Source organism: Microbacterium festucae, from assembly GCF_025421715.1.
Classification (GTDB): Bacteria; Actinomycetota; Actinomycetes; order Actinomycetales; family Microbacteriaceae; genus Microbacterium; species Microbacterium festucae.
The window spans coordinates 1,017,248-1,034,231 of sequence record NZ_JAOEFC010000001.1 but is presented as its reverse complement, the minus strand read 5'-3'; the positions used below and the strand labels follow the sequence as shown (position 1 = coordinate 1,034,231).

19 protein-coding genes are annotated in these 16,984 nt (G+C 71.6%); 3 read left to right on the top strand and 16 right to left on the bottom strand.

Features of this window, described 5'->3' with window-relative positions:
• The first annotated feature begins 52 nt into the window (after positions 1-52).
• Positions 53-706: a biliverdin-producing heme oxygenase gene (locus N3K63_RS04590; protein WP_261578810.1), complete on the top strand. Its 654-nt coding sequence runs from the start codon at positions 53-55 to the stop codon at positions 704-706.
• Positions 707-725: 19 nt separating this feature from the next.
• On the opposite strand, the gene N3K63_RS04585 is transcribed toward N3K63_RS04590, so the two are convergent.
• Positions 726-2,102: an ATP-dependent DNA helicase gene (locus N3K63_RS04585; protein WP_261578809.1), complete on the bottom strand. Its 1,377-nt coding sequence runs from the start codon at positions 2,100-2,102 to the stop codon at positions 726-728.
• Positions 2,103-2,144: 42 nt separating this feature from the next.
• Here N3K63_RS04585 and N3K63_RS04580 point away from each other — a divergent pair, with 42 nt between their 5' ends.
• Positions 2,145-3,236 (top strand): hypothetical protein, encoded by a 1,092-nt coding sequence (locus tag N3K63_RS04580; RefSeq protein WP_390895013.1) that lies wholly within the window; start codon positions 2,145-2,147, stop codon positions 3,234-3,236.
• 27 nt (positions 3,237-3,263) lie between these two features.
• Here N3K63_RS04580 and N3K63_RS04575 read toward each other — a convergent pair whose 3' ends face one another.
• The 3 genes from N3K63_RS04575 to N3K63_RS04565 form a co-directional block, all read right to left on the bottom strand.
• On the bottom strand, positions 3,264-5,240 hold the full coding sequence (locus tag N3K63_RS04575) for a bifunctional copper resistance protein CopD/cytochrome c oxidase assembly protein (RefSeq protein ID WP_261578808.1): 1,977 nt from the start codon (positions 5,238-5,240) through the stop codon (positions 3,264-3,266).
• 200 nt (positions 5,241-5,440) lie between these two features.
• Complete coding sequence (locus N3K63_RS04570; protein WP_261578807.1) at positions 5,441-5,719, bottom strand: HU family DNA-binding protein; 279 nt, start codon at positions 5,717-5,719, stop codon at positions 5,441-5,443.
• Positions 5,720-5,911: 192 nt separating this feature from the next.
• Positions 5,912-6,493, bottom strand: a complete 582-nt coding sequence (locus N3K63_RS04565; RefSeq protein WP_261578806.1) for a TetR/AcrR family transcriptional regulator — start codon at positions 6,491-6,493, stop codon at positions 5,912-5,914.
• A 121-nt stretch (positions 6,494-6,614) separates the two neighbouring features.
• On the opposite strand from N3K63_RS04565, the gene N3K63_RS04560 reads away from it, so the two are divergent.
• Positions 6,615-7,427, top strand: coding sequence for an alpha/beta hydrolase (locus tag N3K63_RS04560; protein WP_261578805.1), 813 nt, complete (start codon positions 6,615-6,617; stop codon positions 7,425-7,427).
• Between the two features lie 83 nt (positions 7,428-7,510).
• Here N3K63_RS04560 and rpsN read toward each other — a convergent pair whose 3' ends face one another.
• From rpsN to N3K63_RS04500, 12 genes are all read right to left on the bottom strand, one after another.
• Entirely contained in the window at positions 7,511-7,816 is a 306-nt protein-coding gene (gene rpsN / locus N3K63_RS04555; protein WP_144806591.1) for a 30S ribosomal protein S14, read from the bottom strand.
• A 4-nt stretch (positions 7,817-7,820) separates the two neighbouring features.
• Positions 7,821-7,991 (bottom strand): 50S ribosomal protein L33, encoded by a 171-nt coding sequence (gene rpmG / locus N3K63_RS04550; protein ID WP_005051772.1) that lies wholly within the window; start codon positions 7,989-7,991, stop codon positions 7,821-7,823.
• Entirely contained in the window at positions 7,991-8,227 is a 237-nt protein-coding gene (rpmB, locus tag N3K63_RS04545) for a 50S ribosomal protein L28 (RefSeq protein WP_018187658.1), read from the bottom strand. Before rpmB ends, rpmG begins: the two co-directional genes overlap by 1 nt.
• 191 nt (positions 8,228-8,418) lie before the next feature.
• On the bottom strand, positions 8,419-9,072 hold the full coding sequence (locus N3K63_RS04540; protein ID WP_261578804.1) for a DNA-3-methyladenine glycosylase: 654 nt from the start codon (positions 9,070-9,072) through the stop codon (positions 8,419-8,421).
• Positions 9,069-10,514 carry a hypothetical protein gene (locus N3K63_RS04535; protein WP_261578803.1) on the bottom strand — a complete coding sequence of 482 codons (1,446 nt, stop codon included), beginning with the start codon at positions 10,512-10,514 and terminating at the stop codon, positions 9,069-9,071. The genes N3K63_RS04540 and N3K63_RS04535 overlap by 4 nt, the downstream gene beginning before the upstream one ends.
• 5 nt (positions 10,515-10,519) lie before the next feature.
• A complete protein-coding gene (locus N3K63_RS04530; protein ID WP_261578802.1) occupies positions 10,520-11,317 on the bottom strand; it encodes a TIGR03943 family putative permease subunit in 798 nt (265 codons plus the stop codon).
• Positions 11,310-12,311, bottom strand: a complete 1,002-nt coding sequence (locus N3K63_RS04525) for a permease (RefSeq protein WP_261578801.1) — start codon at positions 12,309-12,311, stop codon at positions 11,310-11,312. The genes N3K63_RS04530 and N3K63_RS04525 overlap by 8 nt, the downstream gene beginning before the upstream one ends.
• Positions 12,301-12,702 carry a Fur family transcriptional regulator gene (locus tag N3K63_RS04520; RefSeq protein WP_261578800.1) on the bottom strand — a complete coding sequence of 134 codons (402 nt, stop codon included), beginning with the start codon at positions 12,700-12,702 and terminating at the stop codon, positions 12,301-12,303. The genes N3K63_RS04525 and N3K63_RS04520 overlap by 11 nt, the downstream gene beginning before the upstream one ends.
• A 189-nt stretch (positions 12,703-12,891) precedes the next feature.
• Positions 12,892-13,749 carry a metal ABC transporter permease gene (locus N3K63_RS04515; protein WP_261578799.1) on the bottom strand — a complete coding sequence of 286 codons (858 nt, stop codon included), beginning with the start codon at positions 13,747-13,749 and terminating at the stop codon, positions 12,892-12,894.
• Positions 13,746-14,564 carry a metal ABC transporter ATP-binding protein gene (locus N3K63_RS04510; protein WP_261578798.1) on the bottom strand — a complete coding sequence of 273 codons (819 nt, stop codon included), beginning with the start codon at positions 14,562-14,564 and terminating at the stop codon, positions 13,746-13,748. The genes N3K63_RS04515 and N3K63_RS04510 overlap by 4 nt, the downstream gene beginning before the upstream one ends.
• The gene (locus tag N3K63_RS04505) at positions 14,561-15,559 is read right to left on the bottom strand and encodes a metal ABC transporter solute-binding protein, Zn/Mn family (RefSeq protein ID WP_261578797.1); all 999 of its coding nucleotides are present in this window, start codon (positions 15,557-15,559) and stop codon (positions 14,561-14,563) included. Before N3K63_RS04505 ends, N3K63_RS04510 begins: the two co-directional genes overlap by 4 nt.
• Before the next feature lie 76 nt (positions 15,560-15,635).
• Entirely contained in the window at positions 15,636-16,976 is a 1,341-nt protein-coding gene (locus N3K63_RS04500) for a dihydrolipoamide acetyltransferase family protein (protein ID WP_261578796.1), read from the bottom strand.
• Positions 16,977-16,984: the final 8 nt, after the last annotated feature.

Sequence of the window (16,984 nt, the reverse complement as noted above, 5' to 3'; positions counted from 1 at the left end):
GCGTGTCGCAACCTTCAGGTTAGCTGTACCTAAGTTTTGCTATAGTCGCGCCATGCCCGAACTCGTCCCGTTCTCCACCGCACTCCGCGAGCGCTCCAGCTCCGCGCACTCCGGCAGCGAGCACGCCGGCTTCATGGCCGACCTGATGCGCGGCAAAGGCACCCGCGACGACTACGTCGCGCTGGTGGCCCAGCACTGGTTCATCTACGAGGCGCTCGAAGACGTCGCCGGCCGCATGTCGGCCGACCCCGTCGCGGCGACCTTCATCAGCGAGAAGCTCACCCGCCTGCCGGCGCTGGAGGCCGACCTCGCCTTCCTCATCGGCGACGACTGGCGGGAGCGCATCGCGCCGCTGCCGACGACCCAGCGCTACGTCGACCGCATCCGCGAGGTCGGCGCCGTCTGGCCGGGCGGCTTCGTCGCGCACCACTACACCCGCTACCTCGGCGACCTGTCGGGCGGGCAGTTCATCGGCAAGCTCATGGCCCGCCAGTTCGGCTTCGAGACCAACGGCATCGGCTTCTACCTGTTCGACGAGGTCGCCGACCCCGCGGCGTTCAAGGTCGTCTACCGCGAGCAGCTCGACGCCGCGCCGTGGGATGCCGACGAGCAGGCCCGCATCATCGACGAGGTGCTGGTGGCCTACCAGTTCAACACCGACCTGTTCACCGATCTCGCCGACGCCAAGGCCGCGCAGGTCGCCTGACGCGCGGCATCCGCCCGGGTCACATCCCGGCGGCGCGCACCCCCGCCATGAAGCGGCGCACGTCGGCGTCGACGAGGATGTCGCTCGGGCGTAGCGGGCGCGAGAGATACAGGCCGTCGAGCGAGGTCAGGCGCGACAGCGCGACGTAGGTCTGCCCGGGCGCGAACGCCCCCGAACCCAGGTCGATGATCGCGCGGTCGTAGGTCTTGCCCTGCGACTTGTGGATCGTCACGGCCCACGCCAGGCGCAGCGGGAACTGGGTGAACTCGGCCACAATGTCGCGCGTGAGCTTGCGCGAGCCCGGGTCGTAGGCGTAGCGGAACCTCTCCCACACCATCGGCTCGACGTCGTGCTCCTCACCGTCGAGCTCGACGCGCACGGTGCCCCCGGCGATGCGGGTGACCGTGCCGATCGACCCGTTCACCCACCGCGGTCCGTCGCCGCCGTACCCGGCCACGTCGTTGCGCAGGAACATCACCTGCGCCCCGACCTTCAGCTGCAGCTCGGCGTCGGCGGGGTAGGTGTCGCCGCGGCCGAAGTCGCCCGAGATCTCGGCGCGCGCCCGCTGCACCGGACCGGTCAGCGCGTCGAGGTGGCGCTGGTTGATGCGGTTCACGATGTCGTTGCGGGTGGCCAGCGTGATGATCGGCGGCTCGCCGTCGACCGGCTCGGGAGGCGTGCGCGCGCCCGTCGTGTTGAGGGTCTCGGCGATGTCGGCGGTGACCACGCCGTAGCGCACCGCGTTGAGCATGTGCTTGAAGGCGGGGTCTGCCTGCCGGTGGATCTCGCGCAGCTCGGCGATGTGCAGCGGCGCACCCACCCGGCCGAGGTCGAGCAGGCCGTCGGAGCGCACCGCCCCGGCATCGGCCCGCGGCCCCGCCCACACCTGCGCGTCGAAGAACCAGAACGAGCGGTAGTGGTCGTTGATGTAGCGCAGCTCGTCGCCGCGGGGCGGCACGGGCGACAGCTGGTAGGGGTCGCCGAACATCACCACCTGTACGCCGCCGAAGGGCTCCGACCGGCGCCGGCGGGCCTGCCGCAGCGACCGGTCGATGGCATCCATCACGTCGGCGTTGACCATCGAGATCTCGTCGATGACGAGCGTGTCGATCGCGTTCATGATCTTGCGCGCCGGCTCGGACTGCTCGAGCTCGCTGTCGGCGATGAGGCCGATGGGCAGCCGGAACAGCGAGTGGATCGTCTGCCCCTCGACGTTGAGGGCGGCCACCCCCGTCGGGGCGCACACCGCGATCTGCTTCGAGGTGTTCCAGGCGAGGTGCTGCAGCAGCGTCGACTTGCCGGTGCCGGCGCGACCGGTGACGAACACGTGGTCGCGGGTGTCCTCGATGCGCCGGAACAGCTCATCCTGTTCGGGCGACAACGGGGGCAGGGTCACCGATCCATGCTAGCTATCAGGCGGGCTTCCTAGACTGGGGGAGTGGACGGGGTGGACAAGACGACGCGCGCGGATGCCGGTGCGGCACGCAGCGCCGGTCGCACCCGCACCCGCATCCTGGCGTGGGACCTCACCGCGCTCGTCGTGATCGGCGTGCTGCTGGTGGGCGCGCTGTGGGCGGCGTCGGTCGTCGCCTACCGCGGGCTCTACAGCCCCGAGGCGTTCGTCTCGCGCTACCTCTCGCTGCTGTCGGAGGGGCGGGCCGCCGACGCGCTGGCCGTGCCCGGGGTCGCCGTCGACTCCACCGACCTCACCGCCGCGGGCCTTCCCGCCACCGCCAGCGAGGCGCTGCTGCGCCAGGCCGCCCTCGCGCCGCTGTCGGACATCGAGGTCGAGTCCGCCGTCGACGAAGGCGACACCGTCACGGTGACCGTCTCGTACGACGCCGGCCCGCACCGCGGCACCACGAGCTTCACCGTCGAGCGCGCCGGCTCGATCGGCCTCGCCCCCACCTGGCGCTTCGCGGCGTCGCCGCTGGCGGTCATCGACCTGTCGGTGCGCGGGTCGATGCAGTTCTCGGTCAACGGCTTCGCCATCGACAAGCGGCAGGTGCTGCCCGAGCGCGAGGATGCCGACCCGCTGGCCGACGTGCCGCTGCTGGTCTTCTCGCCCGGGCTCTACTCGATCGCCGTCGACACGGCGGTCTCGACGAGCCCCGGGGTGGCGGTGCTCTCCGACAAGCCGCGCGCCGTGATCCCGGTGGGCCTGCAGACCCAGCCCACGCCCGAGTTCGTCGCGGTCGTGCAGGACGAGGTCGAGAAGTTCCTCACCGAGTGCACCACCCAGCAGGTGCTGCAGCCCACCGGCTGCCCGTTCGGCTTCATGGTGCAGAACCGCATCGTCGACGCCCCCACCTGGTCGATGACGACGCAGCCGACCGTGGCCCTCGAGCCCGACGGGGCGGGCTGGAAGATCCCGCGCACCGAGGCGACCGCGCACATCCGGGTCGACATCCGCTCGATCTTCGACGGCTCGGTGCGCGAGGTCGACGTCGACGTGCCGTTCTTCCTGACCGGCGCGATCACGATGCTGCCGAACGGGTCGGCATCCATTCAGGTCTCCCCCGCCGACTGACCGGCCACCGCCGGCGCCGGGAGTTCGTCAGCGCGGGGAGCGGGCGTCGCGCTCGGCGAGTTCGGCGAGGCGGGCGTTGTAGGCCTCGAGCTCGGCGTCGCCGGTGCGGTCGGCCTGCCGGTCGGCCCGGCGCTGCGTGCGCTGGTCGTTGCGGCTCCACTGGATCGCCACCGTCATCGCCAGGATGAGGGTCGGGATCTCGCCGATCGACCACGCGATGCCGCCGCCGAGGTACTGGTCGTCCAGCGGCGTGCCGCCCCAGGTGCGCCCCATCGACCCGAACCACTCCGCCACGAACAGCCCCGACGACATCATGATCGAGATGCCGAAGAACGCGTGCATGGCCATGACGCCGATGAGGGTCAGCAGCCGGAACGGGTAGGGGTAGCGCAGCGGCACCGGGTCGATGCCCACGAGCGACTGCACGAACAGGTAGCCCGAGACGAGGAAGTGGGCGATCATCCACTCGTGCCCGATGTGGTCGTAGAGCGACCACCGGAACAGGTCGGTGTAGTAGAACGCCCACAGCGACCCGATGAACATCGCCGCCGCGAACAGCGGATGCGTGATGACGTTCGCGAACGGGGTGTGCACGGCCCACAGGATCCACTCGCGACCGCCGCGGGTGCCGTCGTCGCGCTTGCGGATCGCGCGGGCGGCGAGGGTCACGGGGGCCCCGAAGACGAGCATCATCGGGATCGCCATGCTCAGCAGCATGTGCCCGACCATGTGCATGCTGAACAGGTAGTCCTGGTAGGCATTGATCGGCCCGCAGGTGACCCACAGCAGGGTCAGCATGCCCGCCACCCACAGCACGGTGCGGTAGATCGGCCAGCGGTCGCCGCGGCGGTGCATCCGCCAGGCGCCGGCGAGGTAGAAGAACAGCCCGAAGGCCACGACGAAGGCCCACAGCATGTCGATGTCCCAGGCGGTGAGCCATCGGGCGGGGGTGAGCTCGGGCGGCAGCGGCGCCCCGGTGAGCAGCTCTGCGGGGCTCGGCACCTCGGGAAGGCTCGTGTCCACCGGCGGGGGCGTGCGCGCGAGCGCCGCCGCCACACCGCTGGCGATGCCGAGGAAGGCGAGCTCCAGGGCGATGAGGCCCCAGAACGCGCGGGAGGTGGCATCCTCGCGGATGCGGGAGATGAGGCGCAGGCGGTACCAGGCGGCGATCACCCCGACGGCCACGAGCGCGCCGACCTTCACCAGCAGCAGCACGCCGTAGGGGGAGGCCAGGTACTGCCACGAGACGACGCCGACCACGGCGCGGGCCACGCCCGAGATCGCGACGACGGCGAAGGCGGCCAGGGCGATGGAGGAGTAGCGGGCGAGCACGTCGGCCATCTGCGCCCGGGTGAGGGCGGGGCGCACGATCACCACGATCACGAGGCCGCCGAGCCAGACGGCGGCGCCGACGATGTGCAGCAGCAGCGCCACGACGGCGGTGTTGTGGTTGGCCTCGTCGCCGGAGTGCCCCTGCGTGGCCATGGGCACGAGGGCCGCCAGGGCGAGCACGGCCACCAGCAGCGTCGACAGCCAGCCGCGCACCGCGAAGGTCAGCACCGTCAGCACGGCGGCGGCGATGGTCGTGATGAGCCAGGCCCGGCCCACGTCGGTGTCGACGAGGAAGCGGCCCAGCTGGCCGCCGAACTCGGCGCCGGCGCTGGGCTGCGCGTTGAAGATGCTGAGGAAGGTGAGGTAGGCCACCGCGCCGCCGGCGATGGTGAGCACCGCCGCCGAGACGGATGCCACGTCGAGCGCGAGATCGAAGGGGCGCTCCCCCGCGCGCAGGGCGAACAGGGCGACCACGAGCGAGCCGATGAGCCCCGCCGCCGACAGGTTGACCAGGAGCTTGGCCACCGGCAGCCCCCAGCGCACCACGGGCCCGGGGTCGGCGGCCAGCAGCGGCGCGGCGCCGCCGCCGTACGAGAGGGCGACGATGAGCGCGAGCACGGCCGCGACCGCCAGGATCACGGGCCCGGCGACCCGGAGCGCGCGCGAGTCCACCCGTCCAGCCTACGTGGCCCGAGGGGGTGCGCCGCCGCGGCGGCGGGCACCGGGTCGCCCCCGGAGACAGCGGAAGGGGGGATGCCGGACGGCATCCCCCCTTCGCGGTGGGTGCGCGGTGGCGTGCGCCGCCCGAGGGCGGCCACGCGACCGGATCGCCGGCGCGTCAGGGTCGCTTCACGACCGTGACGCGCCTCGGATCACTTGACCGCAGCCTTGAGCTTCGAGCCGGCGGTGACCTTGACGCGCTGGCCGGCGGCGATCTTGATCTCCTCGCCGGTCTGCGGGTTGCGGCCGGTGCGGGCCGAGGTCTCGACGCGCTCGAACGCGATCCAGCCGGGGATGGTGACCTTCTCGCCCTTGGCGACGGCGTCGGAGACGCTCGAGAAGAGGGCGTCGAGAACGCCCGAGACGGCGGACTGGCTCTGGCCCGTCGCGGAAGCGATGCTGGCGACGAGCTCGGTCTTGGTGATGGCCATGGGGTTGTCCTCCAGACGGCGATTGCCGACTTCAGTTACATCGGACCGGCGGCAGCGCCGCCGGCTGGTCGGATCGACCGCCACCCAATGTACCCATGAACCGCGGAATTCCGCGGATTCAGAGCCCTCCCGCGTCATACTCACCGGCGTGTCGCGTGTCGGAAGTGACAGATGTGACGAATGTGACGCGCTTCAGGGGCGATGGGCCGCGATCACGCCGCGGGCCGTGCGCGCGAAGGCCGGCGCCACGCGGTCCTGACCGTCGAGGTATCCCCCCACCAGGGCGGCATCTCTCAGCAGCACCAGCGAGGCGGCGACCTCGCCGGGCGCGGTGAGACCGGCGGCGGTCGCCAGCTGCTCGAGCGTGCCGCGGAACCACTCGCGGTGCTCGGCGATGAGGGCGCGCACCGGCCCCTCGTCCGGGTACTCGGCGGCCGCGTTGATGAAGGGGCACCCGCGGGTGTGCCGGTCGCGGATGTCGGCGGCGATGCCCTCGACGACGAGTTCGAGCAGGGCCTCGGGCGCCTGCTCCGCGCCGGAGGCCGCGGCGAACACGGCGCGCAGCTGCGCGTCCTCACCCTCGAGGTAGGCCAGCACCAGGCCCTCCTTGCCGGCGAACTGCTTGTACATCGTCGCGCGGGTGACCCCCGCGGCCTCGATGATGCGATCGACCCCCACGGCGCGGATGCCCTCGCCGTAGAACAGCGTCGTCGCGGCATCCAGCAGGCGCGCGCGTGCCGATCGCACGGGCAGTCCCTCGGTCGTGGTGGTCATGTCTTCTCCTCGTGTCCATCGTGCCATCCGGTCGATGCGGATCGATCGGGAATAGTCTTGTGTAGATAGAACGTTCGGTCTACCATCAGGCTACACCCACCGCATCAGAAGGAGACCGGAAATGAACACCACCGAGAAGGCCCCCATCGTCCTCATCCACGGTCTGTGGATGACCCCGACCAGCTGGGACACCTGGGCCGAACGCTTCCGCGCCGCCGGGCACGAGGTGCTCGTGCCCGGATGGCCCGGCATCGACGACCGCACCGTCGCCGACATCCGCTCGAACCCCGCCGCCCTCAAGGGCATCGGCCTGAAGCAGATCACCGACCACTACGAACGCATCATCCGCGCCCTCCCCCGCCGGCCCATCATCATGGGGCACTCGTTCGGCGGCGTCATCACGCAGATGCTCGCCGACCGGGGCCTCGGCGTGGCCTACGTCGGCGTCGAGCCCGGGCAGACCGCGGGGGTGACCGCCCTGCCCCTGTCGACGCTGTGGACCGGCACGCCGATCCTCAGCAACCCGTTCGGCATCAACGGCGCCAAACCGCTGAGCAAGCGCCACTTCCACTTCACCTTCGGCAACGACCTGACCCGCGCCGAGTCGGATGCCGAGTGGGAGCGCTCGGCCGTCAACTCCTACAACCGGGTGTTCTTCGAGGGCGTGACCTCCGTGCTCAACGAGAAGAAGGGCGTCACGCACGTCGACTACGCCCGCGCCGACCGCGCACCGCTGCTGATCCTCACCGGCGAGATCGACCACGTCGTGCCGCCCGCCATCGGCCGGGCGATCGTCGCGAAGTACCGCGCGACCGGCAGCCCCGCCGTCGTCGACTACAAGGAGTTCCCCGGCCGCACCCACCGCATCGTGAGCCAGACCGGCTGGGAAGAGGTCGCCGACTACGCCCTCGCCTGGGCGAGCTCCCACGCCTGACCGGCGCGGTGGGAACAGTGAAGGCCGGAGCCCCGAGGGGCTCCGGCCTTCACTGTGCTGTGGTGCTTACCGTGCTGTGGTGCTTACCAGCTCGACTTGGTCACGCCGGGCAGCTCGCCACGGTGCGCCATGTCGCGGAAGCGGACACGCGAGATGCCGAACTTCGAGAGGTGGCCACGGGGGCGACCGTCGATGGCGTCGCGGTTGCGCAGACGCACCGGCGACGCGTTGCGCGGAAGCTTCTGCAGGCCGACGCGGGCGGCCTCGCGGGCCTCGTCGGTCGCGTTGGGGTCGACCAGGGTCTTCTTCAGCTCGGCACGCTTCTCGGCGTAGCGGGCGACGACCTCTTCACGCTGGTTGTTGCGCGCGATCTTGCTCTTCTTGGCCATGAGATCAGCGCTCCTCTCGGAACTCGACGTGCTTGCGGATGACCGGGTCGTACTTCTTCAGCACGATGCGGTCGGGGTTGTTGCGGCGGTTCTTGCGCGTCACGTAGGTGTACCCCGTGCCGGCGGTCGAGCGCAGCTTGATGATCGGACGGACGTCCTGAGCCTTCTTCGCCATTAGAGCTTCACACCCTTCGCGAGGAGGTCCTTGACGACCGACTCGATGCCACGGGCGTCGATGACCTTGATGCCCTTAGCCGAAACGTTCAGCGTGATCTTGCGACCGAGCGACGGAACGAAATAGGTCTTCTTCTGCACGTTCGGGTCGAAGCGACGCTTCGTCCGGCGGTGCGAGTGCGAGATGTTGTGACCGAAGCCGGGAACTGCTCCAGTCACCTGGCACACTGCTGCCATAGTGATGTCTCCTTAGTACCGTGGAGCCGGACGGCCCCACCCAAGATCCCTTGTCTGCGTTTCGCACACGGCCGAACCCCGCCCGGATGTACCGGTCGTTGAGCGAGCGACGCGAGTCGAAACGCGAACTGCGTGCTGGAGTGCGCGCAGACAAAGAGCAATCCTAGCACGCCGCGGCGCGCCGCCTTGACTCAGGCCGGGCCCGCTCCCCGCCCCCACCGGAACGCCGACACCGTCGGGTCGCCGGTGATCCAGAACCGCCACGGGAACCCGTCGCCGCCGGCGACCCCCGCCACCCCGACGCGGGGCCCGGTGGAGATCCCCCCGACCGGCTCGGCGGGAAGCCACAGCCGAGCCGACGCGCCCGCGCGCGCCGCGCCGGTCACGAGGTCGAGCCCGTCGTGCACCGGATGCCGCAGCCCCACCGCCTGCCCCAGCCGCCCCGGCCCGCGGGCGAGCTCGCGTGCGGTGCGCGCCGCCGGGCGCCGCGACCACGCGGCATCCTGCCCCTCGATCACCTCACCCGCGCGCAGCAACACACCGCCGGCGACCCCCTCGGGACCGCACACGACGTTGACGCACGAGTGGATGCCGTGGCTGAGGTACACGTAGAGATGACCCGGCTCGCCCCACATGGTGGCGTTGCGCGGGGTCGGGCCCATGCGCGCATGCGAGCCGGCATCGGCCACCTCGCCGGTGCCGAGCCCGTGATAGGCCTCGACCTCGGTCAGGCGCACCGCGACCTCCACGCCGTCGGCGACGACCCGCAGCACCCCGCCGAGCAGACGCGGGGCCACCTCGACGGGAAGGCCCTGCAGCGCCGCGCGCGTGGCGGGCACGCTCATCCGCGGGGCGCGTTCTGGCACCACGAGATGTCGAACCCGCTGAGGGCGACGACCTCGGCGCCGTCGTCGAGCTGCACGATGTGCGTCTGCAGGCGCTGCGGCAGCGGCAGCATGTAGCCGTCGTAGGGGTTGTCGATGACATCCGGGGCGATCGTCACGGCGGCGTACCTGCCGCTGGGCGAGACGCACGCGCCCACATAGGCCGAGCCGTCGGGCACGGCGAAGATCGAGCGCGCCGCACCGGCGTCGTCGACGACGTCGACGGTGGTGCCCAGCAGCGTGAACCCGTCGTCGGCGAGCCGCGACAGCACGCGCAGCGTGTCGCCCGAGCCGTCGGGAAGGGTGAGCACCGACTGCGTCTGCCCGAGGGCGGGGTCGGTGGCGGGGATCGGCTGCTCGTCGGCGGTGGCGAGGTCGACGGCGACCAGTTCGCCCGAGGGGCGCTGCACGATCGCCACCGCCGCGCCGCTGCCGATGCCGTCGATCGCGATGGCCAGGCCCAGCGCGACGGGCGCGGCATCCGGGGTCACGAGTGTGAGGGCACCGTCGAAGGTCATCATCAGGATGCTGTCGGTGCCGGGCACGAACCGCCAGTCGTCGACCCGCGAGTCGCCGCCCTCCCGCACGATCGCGGTGGGCTCGGCGTCGGCCCGGTCGTCGACGAGCGAGGCCGTGAACAGCTCGCTCTCGCGCGCGCCCTCCTGACCGACCGTGGCGTCGGTGAACGTGTAGCCGATGAGGTTGCCGCGGTCCGCGCTCTGCAGGTTGGTGACCATGCCGTCGCCGGGCAGCGGCAGCTCGCGCTCGTCCGACCCGTCGAGGGCGGTGACCACCAGGTGCGACTGCTCCTGATCGTCGAGCGTCGAGACCACCAGGTGGCTGCCGGTCGCCCGGAAGTCCTCGATGTGCGCGCCCGAGTACACCGGCTCGGCGGCGTCGCCGGCCAGGTCGGTGCGGAAGATGGTGTCCTCGGCATCCCCCCGCTGCAGGATGAACGCGTGCAGCGCAGGCGTCTGCAGGGTCTCGGTGATCGTCGCCGACGGGCCGCCGCCGAGTCCGCTGACACCGGTGATGGTCACGGTGTAGGCGGTGTCGTCCCACAGCGGCAGGGCGAAGCGCACGCCGACGCTGCGCCCCGAGGTGTCGACCGTGAAGTCGGCCGCCGGGCTCACCGTCACCTGCTCGGGGGTGACCTCCTGCAGCGACTCGGTCGTGGTGATGATGAGGCGCGACCCGGATGCCGTGATGGCGGCCTGCGGGTCGAACTGCACCGCCGACACGCGCGGGCCGAGCGCGGTGGTCACCGCGGCGCCGGCCAGGCCCAGCACCAGCAGGATGCCGACGACGATCGCGAACGCCCCGAGGAACGCCCGCCCGCGGCGGCGGCGCGCCTGCTCGCGGCGCGTGGGCGGGAGGCCGCCGGTGGGGCTGTCGGTGGTCATGCGGGTCAGTACTCGTAGGGGTCGGAGGGCTCGTCGACGGCGGCGACGTCCGTCGCCGTCACCTGCAGACGACCGTCGACGTCGCGGATGGTGCCGGTCACGGTGACCCACTGGCCGGTGTCGGGGGCGTCGGCCCCGGCGATGGGCACGCTCGCCGACTGGGCGTCGATGACGCAGTGGGTGATCACCAGGCGGGTGAGCTGGAACCCGTCGTCGCCGGGGGTGGCGAAGCCGGTGAGGGTGACGTCGTCGCCGTCGAAGGCCTCGGGGTTGGTCGCGGTGGCGAACACGCTCGCCCACTCGCCGATGCCGAACGAGCCGGTGTCGCCGGTCGCGGCGAGCGCGACGGTGTCGGCGCCCTGGAACAGCGGCGGGGCGCCGGTGTCGCGCGACATCGCGATCTCGGCCGAGAGGGATGCCGGCGGCACGAGCACGATCGCCCCGACCACGCCGACGGCCACGAGCCCGCCGGCGGTGACCAGCACGGCGCCGACCGCGTCGCCCGCGGAGCGGCGCGCGGGGTGGGGCGCGGCGTGGTCGTGGTCGTGGCGGTCGTGCGCGGGTGCGTGGTCGCCGTGGTCGTGGCCGTGGTCGGCCTCGGCGCCCAGCGGCAGGGCGAAGCTCACGGCCGCGCCCACCAGGGCCAGCACCGCCATCGACACCGCGAACCACGACGACTCGGGGTTGATGTAGAGACCGAGGCGCCCGGTGAGGGCCAGCGCCACGGTGACCGCCGCCAGGCCCGCGGTCAGGCCGACGCCGAGCAGGCGCGTGGCCACGAGGCGGGGGGTGCGCTCACGCAAGGAGGTTCACCACCCCTCCGATCGCGATCGCCGACAGCACGACGATCGTCACGAGACCCACGAGCACCTTGGTGCGGAAGGTGGTGCGCAGCAGCGCCAGCATCTTCACGTCGACCAGGGGGCCCACCAGCAGGAAGGCGACGATCGAACCCGGGGTGAAGGTTGAGGCGAACGACAGCGCGAAGAAGGCATCCACGTTCGAGCAGATCGACACGATCATCGCCAGGGCGATCATGGCGAGGATCGACAGCGCCGGGCTCGAGCCGATCGCCAGCAGCGCGTCGCGCGGCACGAGCACCTGCACCGCACCGGCCAGGGCCGAGCCGATGATGAGGGCCGGCATCACGGCGCGCAGCTCGACGACGAACTGGGCGAGGCTGCGGCGGCCCTTGCCGCCCGACTCGGTCTCGACGATCTCGCAGGTGGCCAGGAACCGGTCGGTCAGCATGTCCGACGCGTTCGGATGCCGCGAGTACAGCCAGCCGATGAGGTTCGCGATCAGGAACCCGCCGACGAGGCGGGCGATGAGGATGCCGTCGTCGAAGCCGAACGCCTGATGGGTGGTGATGATGACGATCGGGTTCACGATCGGCGCGGCGATGAGGAAGGTGAGCGTCTCGGAGACCCCGAAGCCGCGCATCATCAGGCCGCGGGCGAAGGGCACGTTGCCGCACTCGCACACCGGGATCAGCATGCCCAGCAGCGACAGCACCGCCCGGCGCGCCCACGCGCGGCGCGGCATCCACCGCTCGATCGCCCCCGGCGGCACCCACACCTGCACGATGATCGACAGGAGCACGCCGAGCATGACGAACGGCAGCGACTCGATCAGCACGCTGATCGCGAGGGTCAGTCCGTCCTGGGCGCGGGTGGGCAGCGACGGCCCGGGCGTCCACAGCGCGAGCGCGACGAGCACGCCCACGACGAGCACGCCGAGGCCGACCCCCAGTCCGACGCGCTGCGCCGATCGGGTGGTGCGCAGCTCAGCGCTCACGGTCCAACGCGGTGCACGCCGCGCAGAGGCCGAAGATGTCGACGACGTGCTCGGCCTGGGTGAACCCGTGCGCGGCGGCCGTCGACTGGGCCCACTGCTCGACCGCGTGCGCCTCGATCTCGACGGCGGTGCCGCAGTTGCGGCAGATGAGGTGGTGGTGGTGCCCCGTGGTCGAGCAGGCGCGGTAGATCGCCTCGCCCTCGGGGCTCTGCAGCTGGTCGGCCTCGCCGGCGGCGGCCAGCGTCGCCAGCGCGCGGTAGACCGTCGCCAGGCCGATGCCGGTGTTCTCGCCGCGCAGGGTGGCATGCAGGTCCTGAGCGCTGACGAAGCCCTGCGCGTCGGTGAGCGCCGAACGCACCCGATCGCGCTGCCACGTGTTGCGCTGAGCCATGCCCCGGAGTCTACCGAGCGGGCCTTGCCGCCGGCTGGGAGCCCGCGCTCGCCCCCGGGCCCGGGCCGGCCGAGTGTCCAAGACACGCGGCATCCGTCCCGCACATGCCGCGTGTTTTGGACACTCGGCGGGGGGGGAAGACCCACGGGGCAGGCGAGACCCACGGGGGCCGGTCGAGACCGGCGGAGGCTAGGCGGGGGCGACGCGGCCGCGGCGGGAGCCGGCGATGCGGCAGACGAGGTAGATGAGGAACGAGATCGTCGTGATGTAGGGGCTCACCGGCAGCGTGCCCATGACGGCCAGCAGGATGCCGCCGACGGCGGAGACCACGCCGAACAGCGCCGCGAGCACCGGCACAGCGACCGGGCCCGACGAGATGCGCATCGCGGCGGCGGCGGGGGTGACCAGCAGCGCCATCACCAGCAGCGCGCCGATGATGTGCACGGCGACGGCGACGATGAGGCCCAGCAGCAGCATGAAGCCCAGCGAGACCCCGACCGTCGGCACCCCGCGCGCGGCGGCGGACTGCGGGTCGAGCGAGTCGAAGGCCAGCGGCCGCCAGATGAGCAGCAGCGCCAGCAGCACGAACGCCGAGATGCCGATCAGCCAGCCCAGCTGGGCGTTCTGCACCGACACGATCTGCCCGGTCAGCAGGCTGAACCGGTTGGCGCTGCGCCCGTCGTAGAGGGAGAGGAAGAGGATGCCGAGACCCAGGCCGAACGGCATGAGCACGCCGATGATGGAGTTGCGGTCGCGGGCGCGGGCGCCCAGCCAGCCGATGAGGGCGGCCGCCGCGATCGACCCGACGATCGAGCCCGTGACGACGTCGGCGCCGATCAGCAGCGCTGCGGCGGCGCCGGCGAACGACAGCTCGCTGATGCCGTGCACGGCGAAGGCCATGTCGCGGCGGATGACGAAGACGCCGATGAGTCCGCCGACGAGCCCCAGCACGGCGCCGGCCCAGATCGAGTTCGACACGAGCGCGAGGATGTCGCCGTAGTCGGCGAGCCCCCCGAACATCGCATCGCCGATGTCGGCCCAGTTCATGCGTGGTCCTCGTGGTCGTGGTGGTGGTGCGACTCCTCGGCGTCGGGCGCCCCCACCACGACCAGCCGGTCGCCGGCGCGCAGCACGAACACCGGCGCCCCGTACAGGTCGCTGAGCACGGGCGAGGTGAGCACGTCCTTCGGCTTCCCGAGGGTGAAGCGGCCGTTGGCCAGGTACAGGATGCGGTCGACCTTGCCGAGCACCGGGTTGATGTCGTGGGTGACCAGCAGCACGGCGGCACCGGTCTTGCGGTGCTCGTCGATCAGTCGCACGACCGCCTGCTGGTTGGCGAGGTCGAGGCTCGTGAGCGGCTCGTCGCACAGCAGCAGGCGGGGGTCGTCGGCGAGGGCCTGGCCCACGCGCAGGCGCTGCTGCTCGCCGCCGGAGAGCTCGCCCACCGGGCGGTCGGCGAACGACCGCGCCCCCACGGCGTCGATGAGGCCGTCGATGCGGGCACGGTCGGCGGCGCGGCGCACCGGGAAGCCGAACCGGTGCCCCTCGACGCCGAGGGCGACGAGGTCGCGGCCGCGCATCGAGGTCTCGCGCGGCAGCGGACGCGCCTGCGGCAGGTAGCCGATGCGGCGGTTGCCGCGGTGGCGCACCGGCTCGCCGAGCGCGGTGATCTCGCCGGCGCTGAGCGGCACGAGTCCGAGAATGGAGCGCAGCAGGGTGGTCTTGCCCGACCCGCTGGGCCCCAGCACCGCGATCAGCTCACCCGGCTCGACGTCGAGGTCGAGCCCGCTCCACAGCGTGCGGTCGCCGCGCCGGAGCGCCGCGCCGCGGATCTGCAGCGGCGCGGCGGAGTCGGTGGTCACCGGGTCAGCGTACCGGCGAGATCGGCGATGTTCGCCTGCATCCACGTCAGGTAGGTCTCGCCGTCGGGGATGAGCTCGGTGAACTCGAGCACCGGGATGCCGGCATCCTCGGCCGCGGTGGTGACCTCGGTGGTCTCGGCGCCGCCGGTCTGCGCGTTGACGATGACGGTGCTCACATCGCCGGCGGCGAGCAGGTTGAGCGCCTCGAGCAGGGTGGCCGGCGGAACGTCCTGCCCCTCTTCGACCGCCTCGCTGAAGGCGTCCGGGGTGACGTTGGCCAGTCCGGCGGCCGCGGTGAGGTAGAGCGGCACGGGCTCGGTGACGAAGATCTTGGCGCCCGCGTGCGCAGTGGCCAGCTGCTCGAGCGACGACTCGAGGTCGGCCACCCCCGCGGCGAAGGTCTCGTAGCCGGCCTGGTAGTCGGCGGCGTTGGCGGGGTCGATCTCGCTCAGCTCGTGCGCGATCTCCTCGGCGACGTGGGCGATGGTGTGCGGGTCGTACCAGACATGCTCGTTGAAGCCCTCGATGTGGTCGTGACCGGCGTGGTCGTCGCCGTGGTCGTCGGCGGCGTCGGTGTGCGCGTCGTCGTCGGCGTGATCGTGGTCGTCGTGGCCCTCGTTGTCGGGGTAGTCGTGGGAGTACTCCACCGCCGTGACGACCGGCGCCTCGGTGCCGGTGGCCTCGACGAGTCCGTCGAGGAACGCGTCGTACCCGCCGCCGTTCTCGATGATCAGCCCGGCGCGCGAGACGGTGAGCTGGTCTTTGGCCGATGCCTCGTAGGAGTGCGGGTCCTGGCTCAGCGAGTCGATGATCGAGGTCACCTCGACGTGATCGCCGCCGATGGCCGCCGCGATGTCGCCGTAGACGTTCGTCGAGGCGACCACCTGCACCGGGCCGCCGTCGCTCGCCGCGGGCGTCGCCGAGCCGGCGCAGCCGGCCAGAACGAGGGCGGATGCCGCGAGCAGGGCGGCCGGAGCGATCACACGACGGGTCATGGACACCATCGTACGTTTAGTGATAATCGTTCTCAAAATCAGGCGGCCGTGTAAATCCTGAACGGCGCCGCCCCACTCAGTCGAGCAGCAGGGCGGGCTCTTCGAGCACCGAGGCGACGTCGGCGATGAACCGGCTCATGCCGTCGCCGTCGATCACGCGGTGGTCGAACGAGCCCGAGACGGTCGTCACGAAGCGGGGGCGCACCTCGCCGTCGACGACCCACGGCTTCTGGCGGATTGTGCCCATCGCCACGATGCCCGACTCGCCCGGGTTGATGATCGGGGTGCCGGCATCCATGCCGAACACGCCGATGTTCGTGATCGTGATCGTGCCGCCCTGCTGGTCGGCGGGGCTCGTGCGGCCCTCGCGGGCGGTGAGGGTGAGCTTCTCGAGGGCGTTCGCGAGGCCCCGCATGTTGAGGTCCTGCGCGTCCTTGATGTTCGGCACGAGCAGTCCCCGAGGGGTCGCCGCGGCGATGCCGAGGTTGACGTAGTTGCGCACCCGGATCTCGGCGGAGCCGTCCTCCTTGTCGATCCACGCGGCGCCGATGAGCGGCGTGCGCCGCACGGCCCAGATCACCGCGCGCGCCATGATCAGCAGCGGCGACACCTTGACGTCGGCGAAGTCGGGCGAGGCCTTGAGCCGCTTGACCAGCTCCATGGTGCGGGTGGCGTCGACGTCGGTCCACACCGACACGTGCGGTGCGGTGTAGGCCGAGCGCACCATCGCCGACGAGGTCGCCTTGCGCACGCCCTTCACCGGGAACGCCTCTTCGCGACCCTCGTCCAGCTGCGGCGGGGCCGCGATGGATGCCGCGACCTGCGGGGTGACCGTGATGGTCTGCTCGCGCTCGGCGGGGACGGCCGGGGTGGCGATGTTGCGGAAGACGCTGGCCTGCGCGGCGTGGGTGACGACGTCCTCGCGCGTCACCTCGCCCGCGGTGCCGCTGGGGGTGACGGTGGCGAGGTCGACGCCGAGGTCGCGGGCGAGCTTTCGCACCGGCGGCTTGGCGACCACGCCCACCGAGGCCTTGACGGGCCGCTCGGCGGGTGTGCGGCGGCGCGACTGCACGTGGCCGCCGGTGCCGTAGCCCACGAGCACCGCGCCGGCGGCCTCGGGCTCGGCCGCCTGCTCGCCGTGCTCGGTGAGACCCGACGTGGCATCCGGGGTGTCGGCGGCGCCGGAGATCGTGATGATGGCGGCGCCGACGGTGACGGTGTCGCCCTCGGCGGCCAGCAGCTCGCCCACCGTGCCGTCGAAGGGCGAGGGCAACTCGACGAGCGACTTGGCCGTCTCGATCTCGACGATCACGTCGTTGACGGACACCGTGTCGCCGGGGGCGACACGCCACTGCACGATCTCGGCCTCGGTGAGGCCTTCACCGACGTCGGGGAGGTGGAAGGTCTGGTTGCTCATCGCGGGTC